The sequence below is a fragment of the Phenylobacterium sp. genome (genome assembly GCF_044236515.1).
GTDB lineage: Bacteria > Pseudomonadota > Alphaproteobacteria > Caulobacterales > Caulobacteraceae > Phenylobacterium.
Genome location: NZ_JBIIGK010000001.1, coordinates 23,967 through 46,037 on the forward strand (window position 1 = coordinate 23,967; position 22,071 = coordinate 46,037).

A 22,071-nucleotide genomic window follows, 5' to 3' on the forward strand; every position below is an offset into this window, starting at 1 on the left:
AACCCCTCGCGTCTGCGCGCGATCTCGATGGCCTGTGTAGTGAATCAGACTCCGGGTGGGGCGCCAAGCGGAGAGGTCATGGTGAAGGCGCGTTGAAACGACGCGATGCCGAAGGCCCTCTCCCTACCCTCTCCCTCTCCGCTTCGCGGGGGGAGAGGAGGTGAACGCGGAGATCCCGCCTCCTCTCCCCCGAGCGCAGCGAAGAGGGGGAGAGGATAAAGGAGAGGGCCAGCCTTGAGCCCGCCGCCTGCGCGGGTCATCTAGCGGTGATGAGCCTTCCCGCACCTCCCAAAGCCAAGAAACAGACCGTCACGCTGGAGCAGCTGGGCCGCGTCCGCACCGACGACTACGCCTGGATGAAGGACGAGAACTGGCAGCAGGTGCTGCGCGATCCGAAGGTGCTGCGGGCCGACATCCGCGCGCATCTCGAAGCGGAGAACGCCTACACCAAGGCGATGCTGGCCGACGCCGAGGCGCTGCAGGCCGAGCTGTTCGCGGAGATGAAGGGGCGGATCAAGGAGGACGACAGCAGCGTCCCGGCGCCGGACGGGCCTTGGGAATATTACGCCCGCTACGTGACGGGCGCCGAGCATCCGGTCCACGCGCGCCGCCTACGCGGCGGCGGCGAGGAAGAGGTGCTGCTGGACGAGGAGGCCGCCGCCAAGGGCCATGCCTATTTCCACGTCGGCGCGGCGAGCCACAGCCCGGACCACGCGCTCTACGCCTACGCCGTCGATACGCAGGGATCGGAGTATTACGAGATCCGCGTCAAGGACCTGGCGAGCGGCCAGGAGGTCGGCACGCCGATCGCCAGCGCCTATGGCGACTTCACCTTCTCGCCGGACAGCGCCTTCATCTTCTGGATCTGGCGCGACGAGCAGGCGCGGCCTTCGAAGGTGTTCCGCCGGCCGTCCGGCGGCGGCGAGGACGTGCTGGTCTACGAGGAGACCGACGAGGGCATGTTCCTGGGCGTCGGGACCAGCTCGGACGACAGCCACGTCCTGATCCACGTCGGCAACCAGGAGACCACGGAAATCCGGCTGATCCCGGCCGGCGATCCGACGGCGGAGCCGCTCGTCGCCGAGCCGCGGCAGGTCGGCGTGAAGTACGAGATCGACCATTGGAGCGACCGCTGGGTGATCCGCACCAACGCCGACGGCGCGGTGGACTTCAAGCTGTGCGTCTCGGAGGCGGCGGTCCCGGCGCGGGCGACCTGGCGCGACTGGATCGCCCATCGGCCGGGCCACTACGTCACCGGGTTCGCGGCCTACGCGAACCACCTGGTGCGGGCCGAGCGGGTCGAGGCCCTCGACCGGCTGGTGGTCACGGCCAGGGACGGCGCCGAACACGTCGTCGCCTTCGACGAGGAGGCCTATGCGCTGAGCCTCGAGGCGGGGCTGGAGTACGACACGACGACGACCCGCTTCGTCTACCAGTCGCCGACGACGCCGCGGCAGTGGTTCGACTACGACATGGAAAGCCGGGCGCGGACCTGGCGCAAGACCCAGGAAATCCCCTCCGGCCACGATCCGGACAGGTATGTCGCGCGCCGGCTGCAGGCCACGGCGGCGGACGGCGCGCAGGTCCCGATCACGGTGCTGATGCGCAAGGACACGCCGCTCGACGGCTCCGCCCCGGTGATGCTGTACGGCTACGGCTCCTACGGCCATGCGATGGAGCCGAGCTTCTCGATCCGCTCGCTGAGCCTGGTGGACCGGGGCTGGATCTGGGCCATCGCCCACATCCGCGGCGGCTCGGACAAGGGCTGGGGCTGGTTCCTGGACGGCCGCCGCGAGACCAAGACCAACACCTTCACCGACTTCGTCGCCTGCGCCGAGCACCTGATCGCGCAGGGTTATGGAGCGAAGGGCCGGGTCGCGGCCTATGGCGGCTCGGCCGGCGGCATGCTGGTCGGGGCGGCGGCGAACCTTCGGCCCGACCTCTGGGGCGCGGTGATCGCGGCGGTGCCGTTCGTCGACGTGCTCAACACCATGAGCGACACCTCCCTGCCGCTGACGCCGCCGGAATGGCCGGAGTGGGGCAATCCGATCGAGGACGCGGACTCCTACGACCGGATCGCCGGCTACAGCCCCTACGACCAGGTGAAGGACGCGGCCTACCCGCCGATCCTGGCGACCGGCGGCCTGTCGGATCCGCGCGTAACCTATTGGGAGCCGGCCAAATGGGTCGCCAGGCTGCGCGACCACCAGCGGGGCGAGGCCCCGATCCTGCTGAAGATCAACATGGAGGCCGGCCACGGCGGCGCGTCGGGGCGGTTCGATTTCCTGAAGGAGATCGCCCTCGACTACGCCTTCGCGGTCTGGGCGTTCGACAAAGGCTGGGCCAAGGCGTGAACATCCGCGACGCGACGGCGCAGGACGCGGCGACGCTGGCGGCGATCTACGGCCACCACGTCCTGACCGGCGTCGGCACCTTCGAGGAGGTCCCGCCCGACGCCGCGGAGATGGAGCGCCGGCGGGCCCGGGTCGGCGAACTCGGCTTGCCCTATGTGGTGGCCGAGGCGGCGGGACAGGTGCTCGGCCTCGCCTACGCCGCGCCGTTCCGGCTGCGGGCCGCCTATCGCTACAGCGTCGAGGACAGCGTCTATGTCGCCCCCGAAGCCGTGCGGCGGGGCATCGGACGGTTGCTGCTGGCCGAGGTGCTGGCGCGCTGCGAGGCCCTCGGCGTGCGGCAGGTGATCGCGGTGATCGGCGACAGCGGCAACGCCGGCTCGCGCGGGCTGCACGCGGCGCTCGGGTTCGAGCCGGCCGGCGTCGCGCCGGGCATGGGCTGGAAGCATGGCCGCTGGGTCGACGTGGTGTTCATGCGCAAGTCGCTGAACGGCGGAGACCGCACGCCCCCGGACGGGCCGGGGCTAAGCCTCTAATCCCGCGCGCGCTGGTCGAGGATGTCGCGCACCCGCACGGCGAGCTGATCGAAGGTGAAGGGCTTGGTGATCAGCTGGACCCCGGGGTCAAGGCGGCCGTGGTGGACGATGGCGTTGCGGGAGTAGCCGGTGGTGAACAGCACCTTCAGTCCCGGCCGTAGTGCGCGGGCCTCGTCGGCGATGGCGCGACCGCTGCGCCCCGGCAGGACAACGTCGGTGAACAGCAGGTCAATCCGCGCGTCGCTGGCGAGGATCGGTATGGCGTGGTCGGCGTCGGGAGCCTGGATAACGACGTAGCCGAGCTCCTCCAGGATCTGGATGCTGTAGGCGCGGACGTCGTCGTTGTCCTCGACCACCAGGACGGTTTCGCCGTCGCTGCTGCGGGGGGCCAGGACCTCCGGCGCGGCGTCCTTGCGGCCAGCGGGCGCGTGGAAGCGCGGGAAGTAGAGCCGCACGGTCGTCCCCTGGCCCTCCTCGCTGTAGAGCGTGACGTGACCGCCCGACTGTTTGACGAAGCCGTAGACCATCGACAGGCCGAGCCCGGTGCCGCGGCCGACCTCCTTCGTCGTGAAGAACGGCTCGAACACTCGGGCGAGGGTCTCCGGAGGCATGCCCGTGCCGCAATCGGTGACGGAGACCATGACGTACTGGCCGGGGATCACCTCGCTGTCGTGGGCGGCGTAACGTTCGTCGAGGTCGGTGTTAGCGGTCTCGATGGTCAGCTTGCCGCCGCCGGGCATGGCGTCGCGGGCGTTGACCGCCAGGTTGATGATGGCGCTTTCCAGCTGGTTCTGATCGACCTCGACGGTCCACAGGCGGGAGGCGAGCACGCCTTCCAGTTCGATCTGCTCGCCGAGCGTCCGGTGCAGGAGCTCGGTCATGTCGCGGACCATGACGTTGAGGTCGAGCGGCTTGGGGTCGAGCGGCTGTCGCCGGGAGAAAGCCAGCAGCCGGCCGGTCAGGCCGGCGGCGCGCTGGGCGCCCTGCAGGGCCATGTCGAGCGCGCGGGTCATCCGCGCCTCGTCGCCGGGCCGGCAGCGCCGGATGGTGTCGAGGCCGCCGATGATCACGGTCAGCAGGTTGTTGAAGTCGTGCGCCACGCCACCCGTCAGCTGGCCGACAGCCTCCATCTTCTGGGCCTGGCGCAGGGCCTCTTCGGCCTTGCCACGCTCGGCCACCTCTTCGGCGACACGTTCCTCGAGGCGGGTGTTCAGGGCGTGCAGCTCGCGCTCGGCGCGGCGCAGGTCGGTGACGTCGATGATCACCCCGGCCAGCAGCCGGGCGCCGTCGGCGCGGGTGTGCAGATCGCCGAGCGCGACGACCTCGCGCCGGTCGCCCTGGCCCACGACGCGGTACTCGGCGCGGTAGGGGGCCCCCTGGCCCACGGATCCAGCGATGGCCTGCTGGACGGCGGCCCGATCATCCGGGTGGATGCCGGCGATGAAGGTGGCGAGCGGCAGGCCGGCCGCCTCGGCCGAGGCCGGATCGACGCCGTACAGTTCGGAGATCGGGCCCAGGACGGCGACGCGGTCGGTATCGATCTCCCACTCGAAGACGCCGACCCCGCCCGACGACAGGGCGATGGACAGCCGCTCCTGGGTGATGAGGAAGCGCTGCTCGCTGGCCCAGATGGCGCGGTCGGCCTCGCGTCGCACGGCCGCCATCTGGATGTTGGCGTTGACGCGGGCGAGCAGCTCGCGGGCTGCGAACGGCTTGACCAGGTAGTCGTCGGCGCCGGCGTCGAGCCCTTCGACCTTGGCCTCCTCGCCGGCCCGCGCCGACAGCATGATCACCGGCACGCCGCGGGTCGCGGGCTCGGCGCGGATCGCCTGAAGCAGGCCAAAGCCGTCAAGGCCCGGCATCATCACATCGGTAAGCAGCAGATCCGGCGGGGCGGCGCGCGCGGCGGCCAAGGCGGCCTGGCCGTCCGCGACGCCCTCGACCGCATAGCCCTGCGCTTCCAGAAGCCGGCTCACGTAGGCGCGCATGTCCGCGTTGTCGTCGGCCAGCAGGATGCGCTTCCCGACGCCCGCCTCGCCGTGGTCGGGCGCGAGCGCGCCAAGGCCGGGGGTCGTGAGCTCGCCCGCCGCCTCGAGCCGCGGCGCCTCCTCGGGCAGCCAGCGGAGGGCTTCCTCGAGATATTCGTGGGCGCGGGCGAGGCCGGCGGCCGCGGCGGCGTCCTCGCGGATCTGGTCGGCCGGCAGGTGGCCGCGGCCGAGCGGCACGGTGATGGTGAAGGTCGTCCCCTTCCCCACCTGGCTTTCGGCGCGGATGTCGCCGCCGTGCAGGCGCACGAGCTCGTGGACGAGGGCGAGGCCGATGCCGCTGCCCTCGAAGCTGCGGCCTTGCGCGCCCTCCACGCGGTGGAAGCGCTCGAAGAGGCGCGGCATCTCCTCGGCCGGGATGCCGATGCCGGTGTCGGCGACAGTGACACAGGCGCTCTGCTGGTCGTCGGACGGGGCGACCGTCACCCGGATCGCGCCTTCGAGCGTGAACTTGAAGGCGTTGGAGAGAAGGTTGAGCAGCACCTTCTCCCACATCTCGGGGTCGATGAAGGCGGGCTTGCCGAGCGGCGCGACCACCACCTGGAAGGTCAGGCCGGCCTTCTCGACCGCCGAGCGGAAGCTGGAGGCGACCTCGGCGGTGTAGGCGGCGAGGTCGACCGGGGCGTAGGCCGCGCGCACCCGCCCGGCTTCGATGCGCGAAAAGTCGAGCAGGCTGTTGACCAGCCGGAGCAGCCGGGTGCCGTTGCGGTGGGCGAGCGCGACCTGAGCCTGCATCTCGCCTGCGTCCATGCCGCCGGCGATCACCTCCTCCAACGGCCCGAGCATCAGGGTAAGCGGGGTGCGGAACTCGTGGCTGACGTTCGAGAAGAAGGCGGTCTTGGCGCGGTCGAGCTCGGCGAGGGCCTCAGCCCGGCGCCGCTCCTCCTCGTAGGCGTCGGCGCTGGCGATGGCGGCGGAGATCTGGCCGGCGACGAGGCCGAGGAAGCCGCGGTAGTCGTCGTCGAACTGGCGGTGCGGATTGAGGCCGACGACGAGGACCGCCTCGCGGCCGGTGTCGCTGCTGGCCGCGACCGGCAGCGCGACGGCGTCGGAGGAGGCCAAGTCCCAAGAGCCGGTGGCGACGATGCCGCGCGGGGCGAGCGGCAGAACCTGGAGCGTGTGTCGGCTGGCCACCTCGCCGATCGGCCAAAGGCTCGGGTCTTCGAGGGCGATGGCGAGCGGCGCGCCCGGCGAGCCCGGCGCAAGACCGGTCGCGGCGGCGAGCTCGGCCTGAGCCCGGCCCGGCTGGATGACGTAGAGCAGGGCGAAGGTCAGGTCCCGCGGATTGCGCCCGAGGGCGGTGATGGCGCTGTCCGCGGCCTCGCCCCAGGCGCGGGCGTTGACGGTCTCGGCGGCGAGGTCGCGCAGCATGGCGACCTGGCGGTCGCCGATCACGCGCTGGGTGTCGTCGCTGTTGGCGCAGATGATGCCGCCGGGCAGGCCGTCGTCGCCGCGGACCGGGCTGTAGGAGAAGGTGTAGTAGGTCTCTTCCGGATAGCCGTTGCGCTCCATGATCAGGAGCTGTTCCTCGACGAAGGTCCCTTCGATGCCGCCCATGGCGGTGGCCAGCATCGGGCCGATTTCGGGCCAGATCTCGCGCCAGACCTCCCGCGTCGGCCGGCCGAGCGCCCAGGGGTGTTTGCCGCCGATGATCGCCTTGTAGGGGTCGTTGTAGAGGTAGATCAGGTCTGGGCCCCAGCCGATCCAGATCGGCTGGCGCGAGGTCAGCATGATCGAGACGGCCGTCTTGAGGCTCTGCGGCCAGGTCTCCGGCGGCCCCAGTGACGTGTTCGCCCAGTCGTGATTTCGGATCAGCGCTCCGAGTTCACCTCCGCCCGCGAGAAAGCTCAGCGCCGCGGGACCCGCTTGCGAGCGGGGCGGAAGGGTGTCGGTCATCTGTTGATTGGCGTCCAACGACTTGGGGCCAACCGATCTAAACGCAATTGTTAGTGCGCGCTAGTGTCGCAACGACAGTTTTCACAACCGTCAATGGCAGCGCTTGTTCTTGTCCGCAGCGCGGCGGCTCAGGCGAAAGACTTCCGGCGCGGCAGTGCGGCCGCGCGGCGTCGGGATCCGAGGTTTTCGTGAGATCGAGGAAGTGGCTGGGGAACTAGGACTCGAACCTAGAATGACGGTACCAAAAACCGCAGTGTTACCATTACACCATTCCCCAGCAGGAATGGGCGGGGGCGGCCCCCGCGAGAGGCGGTGAGATAGCGCACGAGTCCGCGCGATGCAACGGCCTCATGACCTGTTCCATGGCGTCTTGCGAGCCCCGAAACACTCCCCTATAAGCCCCCTCCTCAAGTCGGAGTGTGGCTCAGTCTGGTAGAGCACCGCGTTCGGGACGCGGGGGTCGCAGGTTCAAATCCTGCCACTCCGACCATCTTCTCCCGCCGCCGGCCCGGCGCGGGATCCTCTCCTGAAAATCGCATCGACACAGGCGCCCGACGACGACGCCTGGGCGGGCGACGGGAGATGCGGCCTTGGATCACGACCACACCCTTTTTCACCGCGACGACGTCGTCGCCTTGCGCCACGACCTCGCCCTCAGTTTGCGGGCGGCGGCGCATCACGGCCTGGGCGAAGGGATCTGCAACCACTTCAGCGTGATGCTGGGCGGCAACAGCGGGCTGTTCCTGATCAACCCGCACGGCCTGCACTGGGCGGAGGTCGGACCCGACGACATCGTCCTGGTCGACGAGCGCGGGGAACGGGTCGCCGGCGCGCACGGCGTCGAGCGGACGGCGATGTTCATCCATGCGGCGGTCCACAAGCTGGCCGGCAAGACCTGCGTCCTGCACACCCACATGCCCCATGCGACGGCGCTGACGGTCACGCCGAGCGGCAAGCTCAACACCAAGCTGTCGCAGAACGCGATGCGGTTCCACCGCCGGGTGGCGTTCGACGCCGACTACAACGGTCTGGCCTTCGACGAGACGGAGGGCGAGCGGATCGCCGCGGCCCTGCAGGGCGCCGACGTCGCCTTCCTGGCCAACCACGGGGTGGTGGTCTGCGGCGAAAGCCTCGCGGCGGCTTATGACGACCTCTACTACCTAGAGCGCGCCTGCCAGCTCGAGGTGCTCGCCCGATCGATGGGCGGCGGGCTGGCGGAGGTGAGCGACCAGGTCGCCGAGGCCACCGCGGCGCAGTTCGCGCGCGATCGCGACCAGTCGCGGCTGTTCTTCGAGGCGCTGCGCCGCGAGCTTCCGCTTCCCTAGGTCGCGGCGGGGAGCTGGGTCAGGCTCCAAGCCGCCCCGGCCACGGCGATGCTGACGGCATAGGGCACCACCGCCCTACCCCCGACGGCGCGGCCGCTTCGGCTGAGCGCCCAGACGGCGAGTCCCTGCACGAGGCTGGCGGCGGCGAAGGCCAGGAAGAAGGTCGACAGGGTGTGAAACGGCAGCCAGGCGCAGCAGGCGGCCAGCAGTTTCAGGTCGCCGCCGCCGAGCGCGCCGCGCAGCCACAGGACGCCGGCCGCGAGACCGACGATGGCCACCGTGGCGAGACGGCTGACCAGATCGCCAAGGCCGTCGGGCGGCGCGAGCAGCAGAGCGGCGGCCGCCAGCAGGGCCGGCAAGGCGTTCGGGATGCGGTAGCTGCGGACGTCGGAAATCGCCGCCGCCGCCAGGATGGCGTTGAACACGACGAGGGCGACGGGCGTCATCGGTCAGCCCGAGGCGAGCAGCTGGCGCACGATGCGGATGATCAGCGGCGTGAAGATGACGTTCATCAGCGCCGGGAAAATGAACAGCACCAGCGGGAAGGCGAGCTTGACCGGCAGTTCCGAGGCGCGCCGCTCGGCGTCGAGGTAGCGGGCCTGGCGGGTCTGTTCGGCGAACACCCGCATCGTCTGGGCGACGCTGGCGCCGAGGGCCTCGGACTGCACCAGCATGGTGACCAGCGAGCCGATCTCCTCCGAGGCCGAGCGGGTCGCCAGCCGGTTCAGGGCGGCCGAACGGCTGGAGCCGGCCTGGATTTCCGACAGGGTGATCGACAGCTGCTCGCTGATCACCGGGTGCAGCTCGCGGAACTCGGTCTCGACGCGCTGCATGGCCGAGCTCAGGGTGCCGCCGGCCTCGAGGCAGACGACCATCAGATCGACGGCGTCGGGCAAAGCCAGGGTCAGGGCGCGGCGGCGCTCGGCGATGCGGCGACGCAGCAGCAGGTTGGGCAGATAAAGGCCGGCGCAGGCGGCGGCCATGATCGCCAGCAGGCCGACGGCGAAGGCGTCGGAGCGGAGCAGGAGCACGCCGGCCATGGCGGCAAGGCCGAAGCCGAAGGCCGTCGCCACGCGGATGGCGAAGAAGGCCTCGACGGCGTGCTGGGCGTAGAAGCCGCCCTGCACCAGGCGGGCGCGCAGGGACTCGCGCTCGACGCCGTCGAGACCGCCGCGGCCGGCCACCTCGCCGATCCGCGTGAGGGCGTCGATGACCGCGCGCGACGCCTGGCCGTCGCGGCCGGCGCCGCGGACCACGCGGGCGAGGCGCAGGTTGCCGGGGGCGTAGCTCAGGGCGATCAGGCCGATGGCGACGCCGAGGATGAGCAGCGACAGGGCCGCGGCGCTGATGATGAACAGCAGGTCCATTGCAGGCTCCTCAGATCTTCAGATTGACCATGCGCCAGATCATCGTCGCGCCGATCGTCAGGGAGACGGGCGCGAAGGCGATCATCGGCCAGAACAGCGGGTCGTCGGCGACGTCGGTGAAGAAGCTCGGCCGGACCAGCATCAGGAAGGCGGCCAGCGCGAACGGCAGGCCGGTGACGACCCAGAAGCTCATGCGGCCTTCGGCGGAGATGGCGTGGACCTTGCGCCGCAGATGGTCCTTGGCGCGGATCGCCTCGGCCAGCTTGAGGAAGACTTCGGCGAGGTTGCCGCCGCTTTCGCGGGTGACCTGCAAGGAGGCGGTGAACAGGCGCAGCTCAGGCAGCGGAAAGCGCTGGAGCATGTTGGCGAGGGCCTCGTCGCGGTCGAGGCCGTAGGTCATCTCCTCGATGACCATGCGGAACTCGGCGCCGATCGGCGCCGGCATCCGGTCGCCGACCACCGTCATCGCCGTGGTTACGGGATGGCCGGCCTGGAGGCTGCGGGCGATCAGGTCGACGGCTTGCGGCAGCTGGTGGAGGAAACGTCGGCGCCGGGCGCCGATCATGGCGCGCAGGACGAGCCAGGGGCCCGCCGCCGCCGTCGCGCCAGCCGCCGCCAGGCACAGGAGCCGCGGGGCCCCGGCCATCGACAGTGAGACGAAGAGCGCCAGGAAGACGCCGATCACCGCGAGGGCGAACCAGGCCGCGCCGAACGGCGCGTCGGCCTGGTCGAGGCGGTCCTTCAGGCCCGGGAACCAGCGCGCGAGGGCTTCGGAAACCTGCGACGGCGACCGCGTCGCCGACTGCTGTCGCGCGCGGGCCCGGGCCTTTCCGAGCCGCCGGGCGACGTCGCGCTCCTCGCCGAGGCCGGAGCGGGCCAGGCGACCGATGCCTTCCACCGCCAGCAGCACGGCGACAAAGGCGGCGGCGTAGACGACGAATTCAAGCAGCCGGATCATTGCAGGCCCTCCCCGCCTTCGGCGAGGACCCCCGGGACCGGCAGGCCTTGGGTGGCGAAGGTCTCGAAGAACCGGGGCCGCACGCCGGTCCATGCGAAGTGGCCCAGGATGCGGCCGTCGGGGCCGACGCCGGTCTGCTCGAAGCGATAGATCTCGTGCATGGTGATGACCTCGCCCTCCATGCCTTCGATCTCCTGGATGCTGACGACCCGGCGCGAACCGTCGCTGAAGCGGCGGACCTGGACGACGACGTCGAGGGCGCTGGCGATCTGGGCGCGGATCGAGCGCGGCGCGAGGTCGAGGCCCGCCATGCCGATCATCTGCTCCACACGCGCCAGGGCGTCGCGCGGCGTGTTGGCGTGCACGGTGGTCAGCGAGCCGTCGTGGCCCGTGTTCATCGCCTGCAGCATGTCGAAGGCCTCGCCGGACCGGATTTCGCCGAGGATGATCCGGTCGGGCCGCATGCGCAGGGCGTTCTTGACGAGATCGCGCTGGGTGATCTCGCCGCGCCGCTCGACGTTGGGCGGCCGGGTTTCCAGGCGCACGACGTGCCGTTGCTGCAGCTGCAGTTCGGCGGCGTCCTCGATGGTGACGATGCGCTCGGCGTTGCCGATGTTCTGGGACATGGCGTTGAGCAGCGTGGTCTTGCCGGTGCCGGTGCCGCCGGAGATCAGAATGTTGAGCCGCGCCTCGACGAGGCCCTTGAGGAGCTCGGCGGCGGGCGCGCTGAGCGTGCCGTTGGCGACCAGGCGGCCGAGGTCGAAGGGTTTGCGGGCGAAGCGGCGGATCGACAGGATCGCGCCGTCGAGGGCGATGGGCGGCACGACGGCGTTGACCCGCGAGCCGTCCGGCAGGCGGGCGTCGACCATCGGCTGGGACTCGTCGACCCGGCGGCCGACGCGGTCGACGATCCGCTCGATGACCCGCATCAGGTGCGGCTCGTCGGCGAACTTGACGGCGGTCAGCTCCAGCCGGCCGTGGCGCTCGACGAACACCTCGCTGGAGGTGTTGACCAGGATGTCGGAGACGTCGGGGTCGCGCAGCAGCGGCTCGAGCGGACCATAGCCGAGCAGCTCGTAGAACAGGTCCTCGTTCAGGCGGCGAAGCTCGGTCTCGCTCATCGGCCGGGCGTCCTCGCGCAGGGCGGCGGCGAGGCGTTCGGAGATCTCGGCGCGGACCTCGTCGGTCGGACGTCGGTCGAGGCCGGCGAGGTTCATGGACTCGATCAGCCGCCGATGCATGTCGGCCTTGAGCTTCAGATAGGGCTCGTCCGGCTCCGCCTGGGCGCGGCCGGGGGCGGCGGTCGGGACCACCTCGAGGGCCGCGATCGGCGCGGGGCCCGGGGCCGGCTGCGGGGTCTGGGTGAAGGACAGTCTCATGCCGCCGCTCCCATGGCTTCAGGTTGGGTGTGCTTGTGCGAGGAGGAAGAGTGGAACGCGGGCTGGGCGACCTTGGCGGCGAGGCCGCGCAGCTCGCGGGCCAGCCGGGCGTTGGGGAAGGCGTCGACCAGCAGCACGCCACGGTCGAAGGCGCGGGCGGCGCTGGCGTCGAGGCTGAGCACCGCATCGACCGGACGATTGAGCGACTTCGCGATCCGGCTCGGCTTCTCGAAGGCGTCGACCATGTTGGCGAGCTTGTTCATCACGAAGAGGGCCGGCGTTTCGATGGCCGCCGCCTCCAGCCCGTCGAGGATGCGCTTGACGCCGATGGCGCCCTGCACAGTCGGCGGCGCGACGAGCACCAGGCGGCTGGAGTCGCGGAGGATCTGGATCGTCCAGTCGGTCCAGGCGACCGGCAGGTCGACGACGGTGAAGTCGTGCAGCTGGGCCGACTGGGCGACGATGCGGGCGGCGAAGGCCGGGCTCAGCGCATCGAGGGGCACGACGTCCGGCGGCGAGGCCAGCAGCCGCAGGCCCGAATTGTGGTCGACCATGGCGCTCTGCAGCAGCCGGCCGTCGAACCTCTGTTCGGCGCGCAGGACGTCGACGACGGTGCTGCGCGGCTCGAGGTCGAGGGCGAGGTCGGCGTCGCCGAACTGCAGATCGAGATCGAGCATCGTCGAGGTCCGCCGCGGCGCGCCCTTGCGCTCCGGCCGCCCGAGCAGGGCCGCCAGGTTCAGGGCCACGGTCGTCGCCCCGGCCCCGCCGCTGGCCCGCAGGACGGTGATCACTTCGCCGCGCCGGCCCGGGTCCGGCCCGGCGGCCTGGAGGATGTCGTGCAGGGCGCTTTCGAAGGCGTCAGGGGCGAAGGGCGCGGTGAGGACGTCGGCGGCGCCGGCCCGGAACAGGCGGCGCACGGCCTCGGGATCGGCGACCCGGGTCGCGGCGATGACCTTGCCGTCGCCAGCGGCGGCGGCCAGCCGGGCGAACCGCTCGGTCGACTCGATCGAGCGGACGTCGACCTCGACGATGAGGGCGTCGCAGGCCACGACCTTGCCGTTGAGGGCGCTCGGCTCGGCGCTCGGAGCCTCCTCGACCTCGACATCGGGCCGGCGCTTCAGCGCGCTCTCGAGGCTCAGGCGAAGTTCGTCGCCCATTCCGGCGAGCAGGATTTTGCGAGCCTGGGTCATAGGCCGGGTCCTTCTTTCTGGTCTTCGGCGAGGAAGGTTGACGCGAAGCTGGGCAGGGTGATCGGCCCGAGGACGGCGGCCGGGGTCCAGAAGCGGACCAGGGCGTCGACGGCGATCAGGTTGTAGGTCAGGCCGGTCGTCTCGACGGTGATCAGCGGCACCGCCCGGCCGCGGCCGACGAAGCCGACGGTCGAGCCGCGCAGGCGGACGGTGACGTTGGCGGGGGTGATGAAGGGGGCGTATTGCTGCATCTGGGCGACCAGCGCGGCCATGACGCCGGCGTTGCAGCCGCCGCCGCCGGCGCCGCTGCAGGTCTGGGTCCAGGCGGCGGCGCCGGCGATCTGGGAACACCGGGTCCCCGGCGCCTGGGTGGTGTTGACGAAGCAGTCCGGCACGACCGCGGTGTAGAGCTCGGTGGTGACCGGGGCCGAGCCGGCCACCCCGTGCCGCGTCGAGAGCCAGCGGGCCCCGACCGCGGTCGCCTTCTCGGCGGTGTGGTAGCGCCAGAAGACCATGCCGAACTCCAGCAGGCCGAAGGTCAGCAGCAGCATCAGCGGAAAGACGAGGGTCATCTCGACCAGGGCGCCGCCCCGGTTGTCGCGGAGGAGTTTGCGCAGGCCGGCCATCACGACACCTTCAGTTCCTGCGAGGAGACGGTGATGGTGATCGGCGTGAGGCTGAACGACCGCAGCATGCCGATGTCGGCGTAGGGCGCGGCGATGGTCACGGTGATGCGGGGCAGGTCCGCCCCGTTGAGGCGCGGATTGGGCAGGCACTGCGGGGCCGGCACGGTGATGGTCGCGGCCTGGGTCCAGCCCTTGAAGCGCGGCGTCGTCCCGCCGACCGAGCCGTTGATGGCCAGCGCCTTGGCCGCCGTGACGTTCGCAGTCCAGGCGGCGTCGGGGGCCGGGCACGGGTTCGACGGAGCCCGCGCCAGGTAGTGGGCGGCGTCCCGTGCGCCCTTCTGCATCACGGTGTACTGGCGCAGCGCCTGGCCGAACTCCGCCAGGCCGCAGGCGAGGCTGATCAGCAGCGGGGCGAGCAGGCTGAATTCGACAAGGGCGGCGCCCCGTTGATCCTTGCCCAGACGTGTCAGGTTCGCGTGCTTGGGCATGGGTCACCTGTAGAGCTGCACTTCTTCGTGCACGACGGTGGGATCCGTCTTGGAGGTGACCAGGGCGACCGGCTCGACGTAGAGCGTCTTGGTGCTGGTCCCCTTGGCCGGGCCGATCATGAAGGTCTTGAGGTAGGAGACCGGCTTGTTGGCGTCGCAGTTGTAGATGGCGAGGTAGAGAAGCCGCCGCTCTTCCGGGGTCGTCGGGATGCCGGCCGGGGGCTTACCCGCGACGGGGATTTTCCCGGCGGCGCGTTCGGCCTGGTAGACCGCGTAACGGGTGGTCGGCGGGCCGGCCGTGGTGGTGCATCCGGCCGGCTTTGGCAGTCCATCGGCGGCGTGGCGCGCCGTCCAGTAGGCCTCGCAGTTCCAGCCGCTGGCGCCGGCGTTCGGGGCCCCCGGCACCTCGGACGAGTAGTTGCTGAAATCGATGACGTCGATGTCGGCGGGGGGATCGTTCTTGGTCCCGAGGCCGAAGCGGACGTTGACGCCCTCCTGGGCCTTGTTGGTCTTGTTGCCGGGGGCCGGGTCCATGCCGTCCGAGACGCAGAAGCTCGGCTGGGTGGCGGCCAGGGTGTCGGCGACGCAGCCGGCGCTGTTGCCGCAGGTCGACAGGAAGCCTTTGTTCCCGCCGTAGCTGCTCCAGGCGTCGAAGGCGACGCCGGGCGTCCAGACGATCGTGCTACAGGCCATCATCACCGGCGAGTTGGCGCACAGGGCCTGGCGGAAGCCGGCGACCGCCGAGCGCTGGATGGTCACGGTGTTCTGCGCGGTGAGCGCCGCCAGGAAGGTGTTCTGGTGCACGACCTGCTGGGTGGTGACCTGGATGTAGGCCGACTCCGAGTCGGTGGTGGTCGCATAGGCCGTGGTCGCGGCGGCGTCGCTGGCCGGCAGGCCGTTGAGGCAGACCGGGCTGCCGGCGGCGATGGTGACGGGCGCGGAGCCGCCCTGTGCGAAGCGCTGGCGGTTGGTCACCGACGTCGCCTGCGCCTTGGCACGGGCGCAGGCGCCCGACAGGCGGTCGAGCTGGGAGGCGCCGGCCCGGGCGGCGGCGTCGGCGGCGGCCTGGGCCTCGGCGTGGGTGACCATGGCGCGCGAACCGTCGAGGGCCAGGCCGATCAGGCCCATCAGGGTCGCCGTCGTCAGGCTGACGTAGACGATGACGTTGCCGCGTTGATCGGCCCCCAGCTCGCGAAGGCGCCGAGCCAGGACCGACGGCCGCCGAGAAGGATGGGGGCCCATGGTCGTCACCGCGGCGGCGGGCTGCCGCCGGCCTGGCCGGACGTCGCCGAGGTGGCCTGGGTCTCGGGCTTCTTCACCTCGCCCTTCTGGTAGCGCATCGTCGCGGCGACCCCGACGGCGCCGGAGCTTTCCGGCGGCAGATCGGACATCGGGCTTCGGACGATCTGGGCGTCCATCGAGGCGAGCGCCTGGCCGAAGGTCGGCGACATCGGCGCGTCGATGCTCTCGACGCAACCGCCAAGGCCGAGAAGGCAGGTCAGCGTGGCGATGAGGGGTCGCATGCGCATGGTCGGCTCCTTACCGATGGGTGGCGGACGCCGCCGCCGGGCTGATCAAGGAGGTGAAGTTGAGGGCCAGGGGCGAGACCGCCGGCTTGGCGACGGAGGGTGGCGCGGCGCTGGCCGCCACCGGCCTGGCCGGAGCGGTCGGAGCCGGCGCGGGCCGGCGCAGTGGCGACGCCGCCGCACGGCTCGGCTTGAGCGCCGCCTGGCGAACCGGGGCCGCGAGCGGGGCCAGCGGCCCGACGGCGACGGGCGCCACCGCTGGGGCCGGCCTTTCGGCTGGGGCCGCGACGGCGGGAGGCGGCGCCACGGCCTGGCCGGCGACCGCGGTCGCCGCCGGCCCGCGGGCGGCCGTCGGCAGCGGCCGCGGCTGGTCGGTGGCGCCGCCGAGGAACAGGTCGGCCTCGCTGGGCCCGCGACGCAGGTCGGTCGGGACGACGAGATTGCGCCGGTCGGTCGGCTGGGCGAGGTGGGCGGTCACGATGATGACCACCTCGGTCTCGTTGTTCTGGTAGCCGGTGGACCGGAACAGGGCGCCGAACACCGGGGCCCGCGAGATGCCCGGCAAGCCGCGCAGGCTGTCGCTGAACTCGCGGCGGATCAGGCCGGCGATGGCGAAGCTCTGGCCGTTGCGCAGCTCGACCGTCGTCTTGGCGCGTCGGGTCGTCAGGCCGGGGATCCGGAAGCCTTCCAGGACGACGCTGTTGGCCGGGTCGAGGGCGCTGACTTCCGGCGCCACGGCGAGGTTGATGGTGTCGCCGTAGACCGTGGGGGTGAAGCCGACGCTGACGCCGTACTGCTTGTACTGGATGGTGATCAGGTTGCCGCCGTTCTGGCCGGCCTGGGGCACCGGGACCGGAAACTCGCCGCCGGCGAAGAACACCGCGGTCTCGCCGGAGAGGGCGACGAGATTGGGCTCGGCGAGCGTGGAGGCGAAGCCCTTGCGCTCGAGGGCCTCGAACAGGCCCTGATAGCTCCAGTTGCCCTTCGCCTCGCGGCCCAGTAGGGCGGCGATGGCCTCGCTGGCCCCGGACGGCGGGGCGATGGTCAGCGAATGGTTGGGGTCCCAGAGCGCCGACAGGTTGGTCAGTCCCAGCTGCTGCAGGGCGCTGCGCTGGACCTCGGCCACCCGGACGGAGAGCATGACCTGCTCGGCGCCACGGATGCTGGTGAGGTTGACCACCTTGCCCGGCGCGTACTGCTCGGCGAGGGCGGCGGCGCGGGCGGCGGCGGCCGAGGACGAGGCCGTGCCGGTCAGCACCAGGCCGTCGCCGCGGACGCTGAGGTCCAGCGCCTCATCGGGGATGACGTCGCGCATGGCGCGGCGGGCGCTGTCGACATCGTAGCCGACCCGCACCTCCAGCGTCGCCAGGGGCATGCCGCCGGCCCGGGGCATCACGGTCAGGCTGGTCGCGCCGGCCCCCGAGCCCATGACGTAGATGGTGCGCTCGCCCAGCGGGATGACGTCTGCGACCTTCGGATTGCCGACCAGGACCTGGCCGATCGGCTGGCTGAAGCGGAGGATCCGCGAGCCGCCGGCGGCGACGGCCACCTGGCCGCCGTATCCGGCTTCGTCGGGGGTGACGTTCTGGACGGCCGCGCCGATCGGGGCCGAAGCCGGTTGAGCCAGGACCGTCTGGGCGCCGGCTGCGTCGGAGGCGATGATCGCCGTCGTCGCGAGCAGGGTGGTGAGAAGCTTGGCCAGGCCTTGGCGGCGGGCGTAGTGGGCGGATCTCATCGACGTCTCAGGCGCGTGGCCTGTCCCTGTTGGAGTTGTCCTGCCTCAGCCAACCTGCGGCAGACGGACGAGCTCGATGTCGGCTCCCCGGATGATCTTGATGGTCGGACCCGAGGGGGCGGCCGGGGCGCGCCGGACCCGCGGGCGGGCCGGTGCGGCGGCGGCCGTCTTGCCGAGGGCGAGGTCGGCGACCCGGACGGTGGCCGGGGCGAGTTCGTCCTCGCCGGCCAGCGGGTCGGCCGTGCCGCGCAGGGCCAGCGACAGCACGCCGACGTCGGCGGCCAGGGCCAGCTTCTGCGCCTGCTCGGGGGTCACCTCGATCGTCGCGGCCTTGGCGACCACGGGGTCGTTCTTGTTCTCGTTGGCGAGTTGGTCGACGGCGAGAACCCGGATGCTGCGCAGCAGGACATCGGTCCGCCGGTCGCTGGGCTCGGTCACGCCGGCGCCGTCGCCGCGGGTGATCAGGACGTCGACGAAGTCGCCCGGCAGGACGAAGCCGGCCACGCCGAAGACGTCGTTGACGCGAATGGTGGTGGCGCGCATGCCGGTGCGGATGACGCCCGACAGCGTCGCCCGGCCGCCGGGGCCGGAGACCCGGCTGGCGAGCAGCGGTTCGTTGACGGCGATCGGGCCGAGCGCCACGCGGCGCTGGGCGGTCACCTCGGCGATGGTCTTGAACGAGCCCTGCGGCTGAGCCGCGCTCGGCCAGGCCTGGACCCGCAGGACCTCCGGGCTCAGCACGTCGCCGAAGCCGAGCGGCCGGGTGGCGACCACGACCGTGGTCTGGTTGAGGCGCTGCTCCGGTTGCGGGCGCGCCGAGGCGATCTGCCTCAAGCCCCAGACGGTCAGACCCGCGAGGACCACGGCGACGGCGAGAAGGACGAAACCGATGTTGCGCATCTTGGGGCTCCGAATTGAGAAGAAGCGGGAGGCGGGCTGGGGGGCGGGCCCGCCTCCCAAAAGCGGCCTACGGGAGAGCCAGGCCGAGGTTGGCGACCAGGCCAGTCCAGCGACCAGTCACCCAGGTGCCGATCACGCCGACCGCGACCACCGCCACGGCGGTGATAAGGCCGATCAGGATCGAGTATTCGATCAGAGCAGCACCGCTCTGATCTCGTCCGAGACGGTCCTTGAGGTTTTCGATCTGCGAGGTCGCAGCGATGTAGGTCTTCAGCACGTCCACACTCCTTGGTTGAATTTTGCGATTGCTATTCAACTCACCGACCCCTGCTGGATCGATGTGCGGACGGTAGGGCGCGGCTTTGGCCGGCAAGGACGGCGCAGCCTGCGGAAAACGACCGATCATCAGCGAAAAAACGCTGTTTTCACTTATGTTTTTTGCAGAGACGCGTGGCCGGAGAAGTTTTTTTGAATCCGCATTGCAAGCCGCTGTCTGCCATATGTTAAGTGCGGCTCTACTCTATCGATGACTTCGCCTGCACTTGCGGCGCAACTAAGCGCCACAAGACGACGCGGGGCGCAGTTGCGATGAACAAACTCCAGCAGAATTGGCCGCCGGCCCTCCTCATGGGGACGACAGGCCTGCCGCTCGACCTTCCCGGCCTGAGCGAGGTGGACGAGCGGCCGTCGGCGTTCGTCGCACCGGACCACATCGGGTATCGAGCGCTGCTCGGCGCGGCGATGCGGGCCGGTCCCGATTGCCGGGACCTGGGTTGGGGCGAGACCGGCGGAGCTCTTCGGCTCCTGCATCGTGAAGGCCTGAAACAGATGCCGCTGCGCCTGGCCCGCGGGGCCGATCCGCGAGCAGGCTGGGGCCTCGTGGACGCCATTACCCCCCTGGCGCTCGATGTCCTCACGGTGCTGATCGACCGTCTGCAAGCGCGCAACGTCGAGGCGGTTCTGATCGGCGCGAGCGAAATCCTGAGCGCCAAGCGGCGTCACTACTGCGGCGGCGAGCTCCTGGCCGTGCAGGCGCAGGTCGGGCGCGAGATTCTCGCCCTCGGCCAACTGGAGCTCGGCGACAGCGGGCCGCCGGCCCTGCGGGTGACGGAACTGCCCGGCAGCGAGAGGTTCGTGGTCGCCCTGGATCCGGATCTGCGGGCCGCGTGGCGCGAGGCGGCCTCCCATCGCATCGACGGCCGGATCCTCGCCTTCGACAACCGCGCCAACCGCGGCGCCGACCTGCTGGCCAAGAAGATCGGCCTCTATTTCAGCGCCGCCGGCGCGTCCGTGCGGCCGGTCCGCCGGCCGGTGCGGTCCATCCTCCACGCGATCGGCGGCGACGCCCAGCTGAAAGGCCGGGCCGGGCGGCTGGCCGACCGGTTCGAGGAAGCCCTGCTGCGGCTCAGCGAACGGCGGGTGTTCGCGATCCGGCGCTGCGGCGCCGACGCGCCGCCGCTGGAGGATCGCAACAAGGGATGGATCAAGGCCTGGCTGAAGACCGAGGTGGTCGTCGCGCCCTTGGGCCCGGGCGGCGACGGCGCGTCGGTCTCGAACGGCGCCGGGCAAGGCCTGTCGCGCCGCTGAGGCGCCGGCTGGAGGCTGGATAATGGGCAGCCCGCATGGCGTGACGGTCGTCAGCGGGCTGCAAGTTGGGGCTGGATGGGCGAGACTTTGCCGCCTCGGCTTATGTCAATCAGCGGGACGCGAGAATGATGGTCGGCTGGACCTGCTCATAGAGCGCGGTGACCATCGGCCGATCGATTTTGACCACGGCCTTTCCGGTCATCTCACGCCGGCATCTCAGGATGAGATAGCTGCGGCCCAGGTCGCGCAAATCCCGCTCGCCGCAGAAGACGCGGGCGGCGCGGTCGACGCGGCTGAGAACGGTCGCCGCTCCCGCCATCGAGGATGTGTTGACGTCACTGATCTTGACGACCATGCGGTCGTCTTGCGCCTGAGCGGCGGACGCACCGAGCAGCAGGACGGATGCTACCGCGCTGAACACCATCTTGGGCATCGTGAACCCCTTTTGGATGGATTGTTTTGCGGGCGCCGCCCCCGTCAAAGGCGACGCGTCTATATACGCCGATCAGGCTTCGGCGGCGTTCACGAACCGGTGTTATGTCGACCATCTGACATGTGCGCGGCCGGCGCCGCTTCGGCGGCGTACGCCTCGCGCAGCTCGCGCTTCAGCACCTTGCCGATGGCGCTGCGCGGCAGGGCCTCGACGAACCGCAGGTCGGACAGCCGCTGGTGCTTGCCGAGGCGGGCGTTGACCTCGGCGCGCAGGGCGTCGGCGGCGACCGCGGCCTCAGGGCGGAGGGCGACGAAGCCGACCGGCGTCTCGCCCCATGCGCGGGAGGGCACGCCGACGACGGCCGCCTCCAGCACGGCCGGATGGCGCGTCAGCTCGGCCTCCACGTCGCCCGGATAGATGTTGAAGCCGCCGGAGATGATCATGTCCTTCTTGCGGTCCATGAGCACCAGGAAGCCGTCGGCGTCGAACCGGCCGACGTCGCCGCTGCGCAGGTAGCGCAGGCCGTCGGGGCTGCGCCACTCGATCTCCGCGGTCTTGGCGGGCTGGTTGTGATAGCCCGTCATCATGGCGCCGGAGCGCCCGACCACCTCGCCGACGCCGCCGGGCTCGACTTCCGCGCCGTCGTCGCCGATCAGCCGGACGTCGTGGCCGGGCAGCGGGCGGCCGACGGTGTGCAGCTTGTCCGGATGGGCGTGGGCCTCGAGCGCACAGGTGCCGCCGCCCTCGGTCATGCCGTAGAACTCCACCAGCCCGCCGGGCCAGCGGTCCAGCACCCGGCGCTTCAGCTCCGCCGGGAACGGGGCCGAGGTGGCGAACTTCATGCGGTAGGCGGTCAGGTCGAAATCGTCGAACCGCGGGTGGTCCATCAGCCGCTGGTACTGCACGGGCACCAGCATGGCATGGGTGACGCGATGGGCCTGCGACAGCGCCAGGAATTGTTCGGCGTCGAACTTTGCCATCAGGACGACGCAGCCCCCGGCCGCGATGGTCGGCAGAAGCGACACCAGGGTGGTGTTCGAATAGAGCGGCGTCGACAGCAGGGTCACCGCATCGTTCGGATAGACCGCCCGCCGCATGTGGGCCCAGCGCATGGCGTGCGGCTGGCGGATGCCCTTGGGGACGCCCGTCGTTCCTGACGAATAGATGATGTTGAAGGTGTCCTCCGGAGCGATGTCGCGCCGGACCGGTTCCTCGTCGGCCAACCAGTCATCGAACGGGACGCCGGCGTCGGAGCCGTCGAGGCTGACTCGGCGGGCCGCGACCGCGCCGAGGGCGGGGCCGAGGTGGTCGGCGACCTGACGATCCAGGAACAGGACCTTGGCCCCGCTGTCGGCGAGTTGGGCCAGCAGGCTGTCGGGGGTCGAAGACGGCGCGAGCGGGGCGACGACGCCGGCGGCGCGCAGGGTCCCGAAGAACGCCTCGAGATATTCGACCCGCGAGGCGGCGCAGATCGCCGCGACCTCGCCGTGGCCGACGCCGTCACGCTGGAGGGCGGCGGCGACCCGATCCATGCGCCGGTCGAGCTCGGCGTACGATACCGTCCGCGCGGGATCGATCGCGGCCGGCCGCTCGCCCTGCGTCTGCGCCCGGACCCGGATCAGGTCGGGCAGCGTGCCGAAATCAAGCGCCAGCAACTCGGCAGGGGTCATCAAGGTCTCCGGGACACGTCAGCTCAAGCGGCCGCAAGGCATAGCGGCTGACGGGCCGC

The 22,071-nt window shown here is 70.9% G+C and carries 19 protein-coding genes and 2 tRNA genes; 5 read left to right on the plus strand and 16 right to left on the minus strand.

The annotated features are described in order from the left end of the window. Window positions 1-269 precede the first annotated feature (269 nt). Together ACILRF_RS00135 and ACILRF_RS00140 are read left to right on the plus strand one after the other, a co-directional pair. On the plus strand, window positions 270-2,354 hold the full coding sequence (locus tag ACILRF_RS00135) for a S9 family peptidase (protein WP_395670229.1): 2,085 nt from the start codon (window positions 270-272) through the stop codon (window positions 2,352-2,354). Next, a complete protein-coding gene (locus ACILRF_RS00140; RefSeq protein WP_395670230.1) occupies window positions 2,351-2,887 on the plus strand; it encodes a GNAT family N-acetyltransferase in 537 nt (178 codons plus the stop codon). Before ACILRF_RS00135 ends, ACILRF_RS00140 begins: the two co-directional genes overlap by 4 nt. Here the strand turns inward: ACILRF_RS00140 and ACILRF_RS00145 are convergent. Both ACILRF_RS00145 and ACILRF_RS00150 read right to left on the minus strand, forming a co-directional pair. Then, entirely contained in the window at window positions 2,884-6,828 is a 3,945-nt protein-coding gene (locus ACILRF_RS00145; protein ID WP_395670231.1) for an ATP-binding protein, read from the minus strand. The two genes, ACILRF_RS00140 and ACILRF_RS00145, sit on opposite strands and share 4 nt — an antisense overlap. 203 nt (window positions 6,829-7,031) lie before the next feature. Beyond that, window positions 7,032-7,105 (minus strand) — tRNA-Gln (locus ACILRF_RS00150). A gap of 136 nt (window positions 7,106-7,241) precedes the next feature. On the opposite strand from ACILRF_RS00150, the gene ACILRF_RS00155 reads away from it, so the two are divergent. Then, window positions 7,242-7,318, plus strand: a tRNA-Pro gene (locus ACILRF_RS00155). Window positions 7,319-7,418: 100 nt separating this feature from the next. After that, entirely contained in the window at window positions 7,419-8,153 is a 735-nt protein-coding gene (locus ACILRF_RS00160) for an aldolase (RefSeq protein ID WP_395670232.1), read from the plus strand. On the opposite strand, the gene ACILRF_RS00165 is transcribed toward ACILRF_RS00160, so the two are convergent. The 12 genes from ACILRF_RS00165 to ACILRF_RS00220 all read right to left on the minus strand — a co-directional run bounded on the left by ACILRF_RS00165 (window position 8,150) and on the right by ACILRF_RS00220 (window position 18,728). Next, window positions 8,150-8,599 (minus strand): prepilin peptidase, encoded by a 450-nt coding sequence (locus tag ACILRF_RS00165; RefSeq protein ID WP_395670233.1) that lies wholly within the window; start codon window positions 8,597-8,599, stop codon window positions 8,150-8,152. The two genes, ACILRF_RS00160 and ACILRF_RS00165, sit on opposite strands and share 4 nt — an antisense overlap. Before the next feature lie 3 nt (window positions 8,600-8,602). Then, a complete protein-coding gene (locus ACILRF_RS00170; RefSeq protein ID WP_395670234.1) occupies window positions 8,603-9,520 on the minus strand; it encodes a type II secretion system F family protein in 918 nt (305 codons plus the stop codon). 10 nt (window positions 9,521-9,530) lie between these two features. Continuing rightward, the gene (locus ACILRF_RS00175) at window positions 9,531-10,478 is read right to left on the minus strand and encodes a type II secretion system F family protein (RefSeq protein WP_395670235.1); all 948 of its coding nucleotides are present in this window, start codon (window positions 10,476-10,478) and stop codon (window positions 9,531-9,533) included. Beyond that, window positions 10,475-11,857: a CpaF family protein gene (locus ACILRF_RS00180; RefSeq protein ID WP_395670236.1), complete on the minus strand. Its 1,383-nt coding sequence runs from the start codon at window positions 11,855-11,857 to the stop codon at window positions 10,475-10,477. The genes ACILRF_RS00175 and ACILRF_RS00180 overlap by 4 nt, the downstream gene beginning before the upstream one ends. Then, window positions 11,854-13,047 carry a CpaE family protein gene (locus tag ACILRF_RS00185; RefSeq protein WP_395670237.1) on the minus strand — a complete coding sequence of 398 codons (1,194 nt, stop codon included), beginning with the start codon at window positions 13,045-13,047 and terminating at the stop codon, window positions 11,854-11,856. The genes ACILRF_RS00180 and ACILRF_RS00185 overlap by 4 nt, the downstream gene beginning before the upstream one ends. After that, the gene (locus tag ACILRF_RS00190; protein ID WP_395670238.1) at window positions 13,044-13,673 is read right to left on the minus strand and encodes a TadE/TadG family type IV pilus assembly protein; all 630 of its coding nucleotides are present in this window, start codon (window positions 13,671-13,673) and stop codon (window positions 13,044-13,046) included. Before ACILRF_RS00190 ends, ACILRF_RS00185 begins: the two co-directional genes overlap by 4 nt. After that, window positions 13,673-14,161, minus strand: a complete 489-nt coding sequence (locus ACILRF_RS00195; RefSeq protein WP_395670239.1) for a TadE/TadG family type IV pilus assembly protein — start codon at window positions 14,159-14,161, stop codon at window positions 13,673-13,675. The genes ACILRF_RS00190 and ACILRF_RS00195 overlap by 1 nt, the downstream gene beginning before the upstream one ends. Before the next feature lie 3 nt (window positions 14,162-14,164). Continuing rightward, a complete protein-coding gene (locus ACILRF_RS00200) occupies window positions 14,165-15,403 on the minus strand; it encodes a pilus assembly protein TadG-related protein (protein ID WP_395670240.1) in 1,239 nt (412 codons plus the stop codon). A gap of 5 nt (window positions 15,404-15,408) precedes the next feature. Continuing rightward, complete coding sequence (locus ACILRF_RS00205; RefSeq protein ID WP_395670241.1) at window positions 15,409-15,690, minus strand: hypothetical protein; 282 nt, start codon at window positions 15,688-15,690, stop codon at window positions 15,409-15,411. A gap of 10 nt (window positions 15,691-15,700) precedes the next feature. Next, window positions 15,701-17,422, minus strand: a complete 1,722-nt coding sequence (locus ACILRF_RS00210) for a type II and III secretion system protein family protein (protein WP_395670242.1) — start codon at window positions 17,420-17,422, stop codon at window positions 15,701-15,703. Between the two features lie 45 nt (window positions 17,423-17,467). Next, complete coding sequence (cpaB, locus tag ACILRF_RS00215) at window positions 17,468-18,322, minus strand: Flp pilus assembly protein CpaB (RefSeq protein ID WP_395670243.1); 855 nt, start codon at window positions 18,320-18,322, stop codon at window positions 17,468-17,470. A gap of 67 nt (window positions 18,323-18,389) precedes the next feature. After that, a complete protein-coding gene (locus ACILRF_RS00220; RefSeq protein WP_395670244.1) occupies window positions 18,390-18,728 on the minus strand; it encodes a Flp family type IVb pilin in 339 nt (112 codons plus the stop codon). 182 nt (window positions 18,729-18,910) lie between these two features. Here ACILRF_RS00220 and ACILRF_RS00225 point away from each other — a divergent pair, with 182 nt between their 5' ends. Further along, on the plus strand, window positions 18,911-19,909 hold the full coding sequence (locus ACILRF_RS00225; RefSeq protein WP_395670245.1) for a hypothetical protein: 999 nt from the start codon (window positions 18,911-18,913) through the stop codon (window positions 19,907-19,909). Between the two features lie 109 nt (window positions 19,910-20,018). Here the strand turns inward: ACILRF_RS00225 and ACILRF_RS00230 are convergent, their stop codons facing one another. Then, on the minus strand, window positions 20,019-20,342 hold the full coding sequence (locus tag ACILRF_RS00230; protein ID WP_395670246.1) for a UrcA family protein: 324 nt from the start codon (window positions 20,340-20,342) through the stop codon (window positions 20,019-20,021). A gap of 89 nt (window positions 20,343-20,431) precedes the next feature. Then, window positions 20,432-22,012 carry a class I adenylate-forming enzyme family protein gene (locus ACILRF_RS00235; protein WP_395670247.1) on the minus strand — a complete coding sequence of 527 codons (1,581 nt, stop codon included), beginning with the start codon at window positions 22,010-22,012 and terminating at the stop codon, window positions 20,432-20,434. Between the last annotated feature and the right edge of the window lie 59 nt (window positions 22,013-22,071).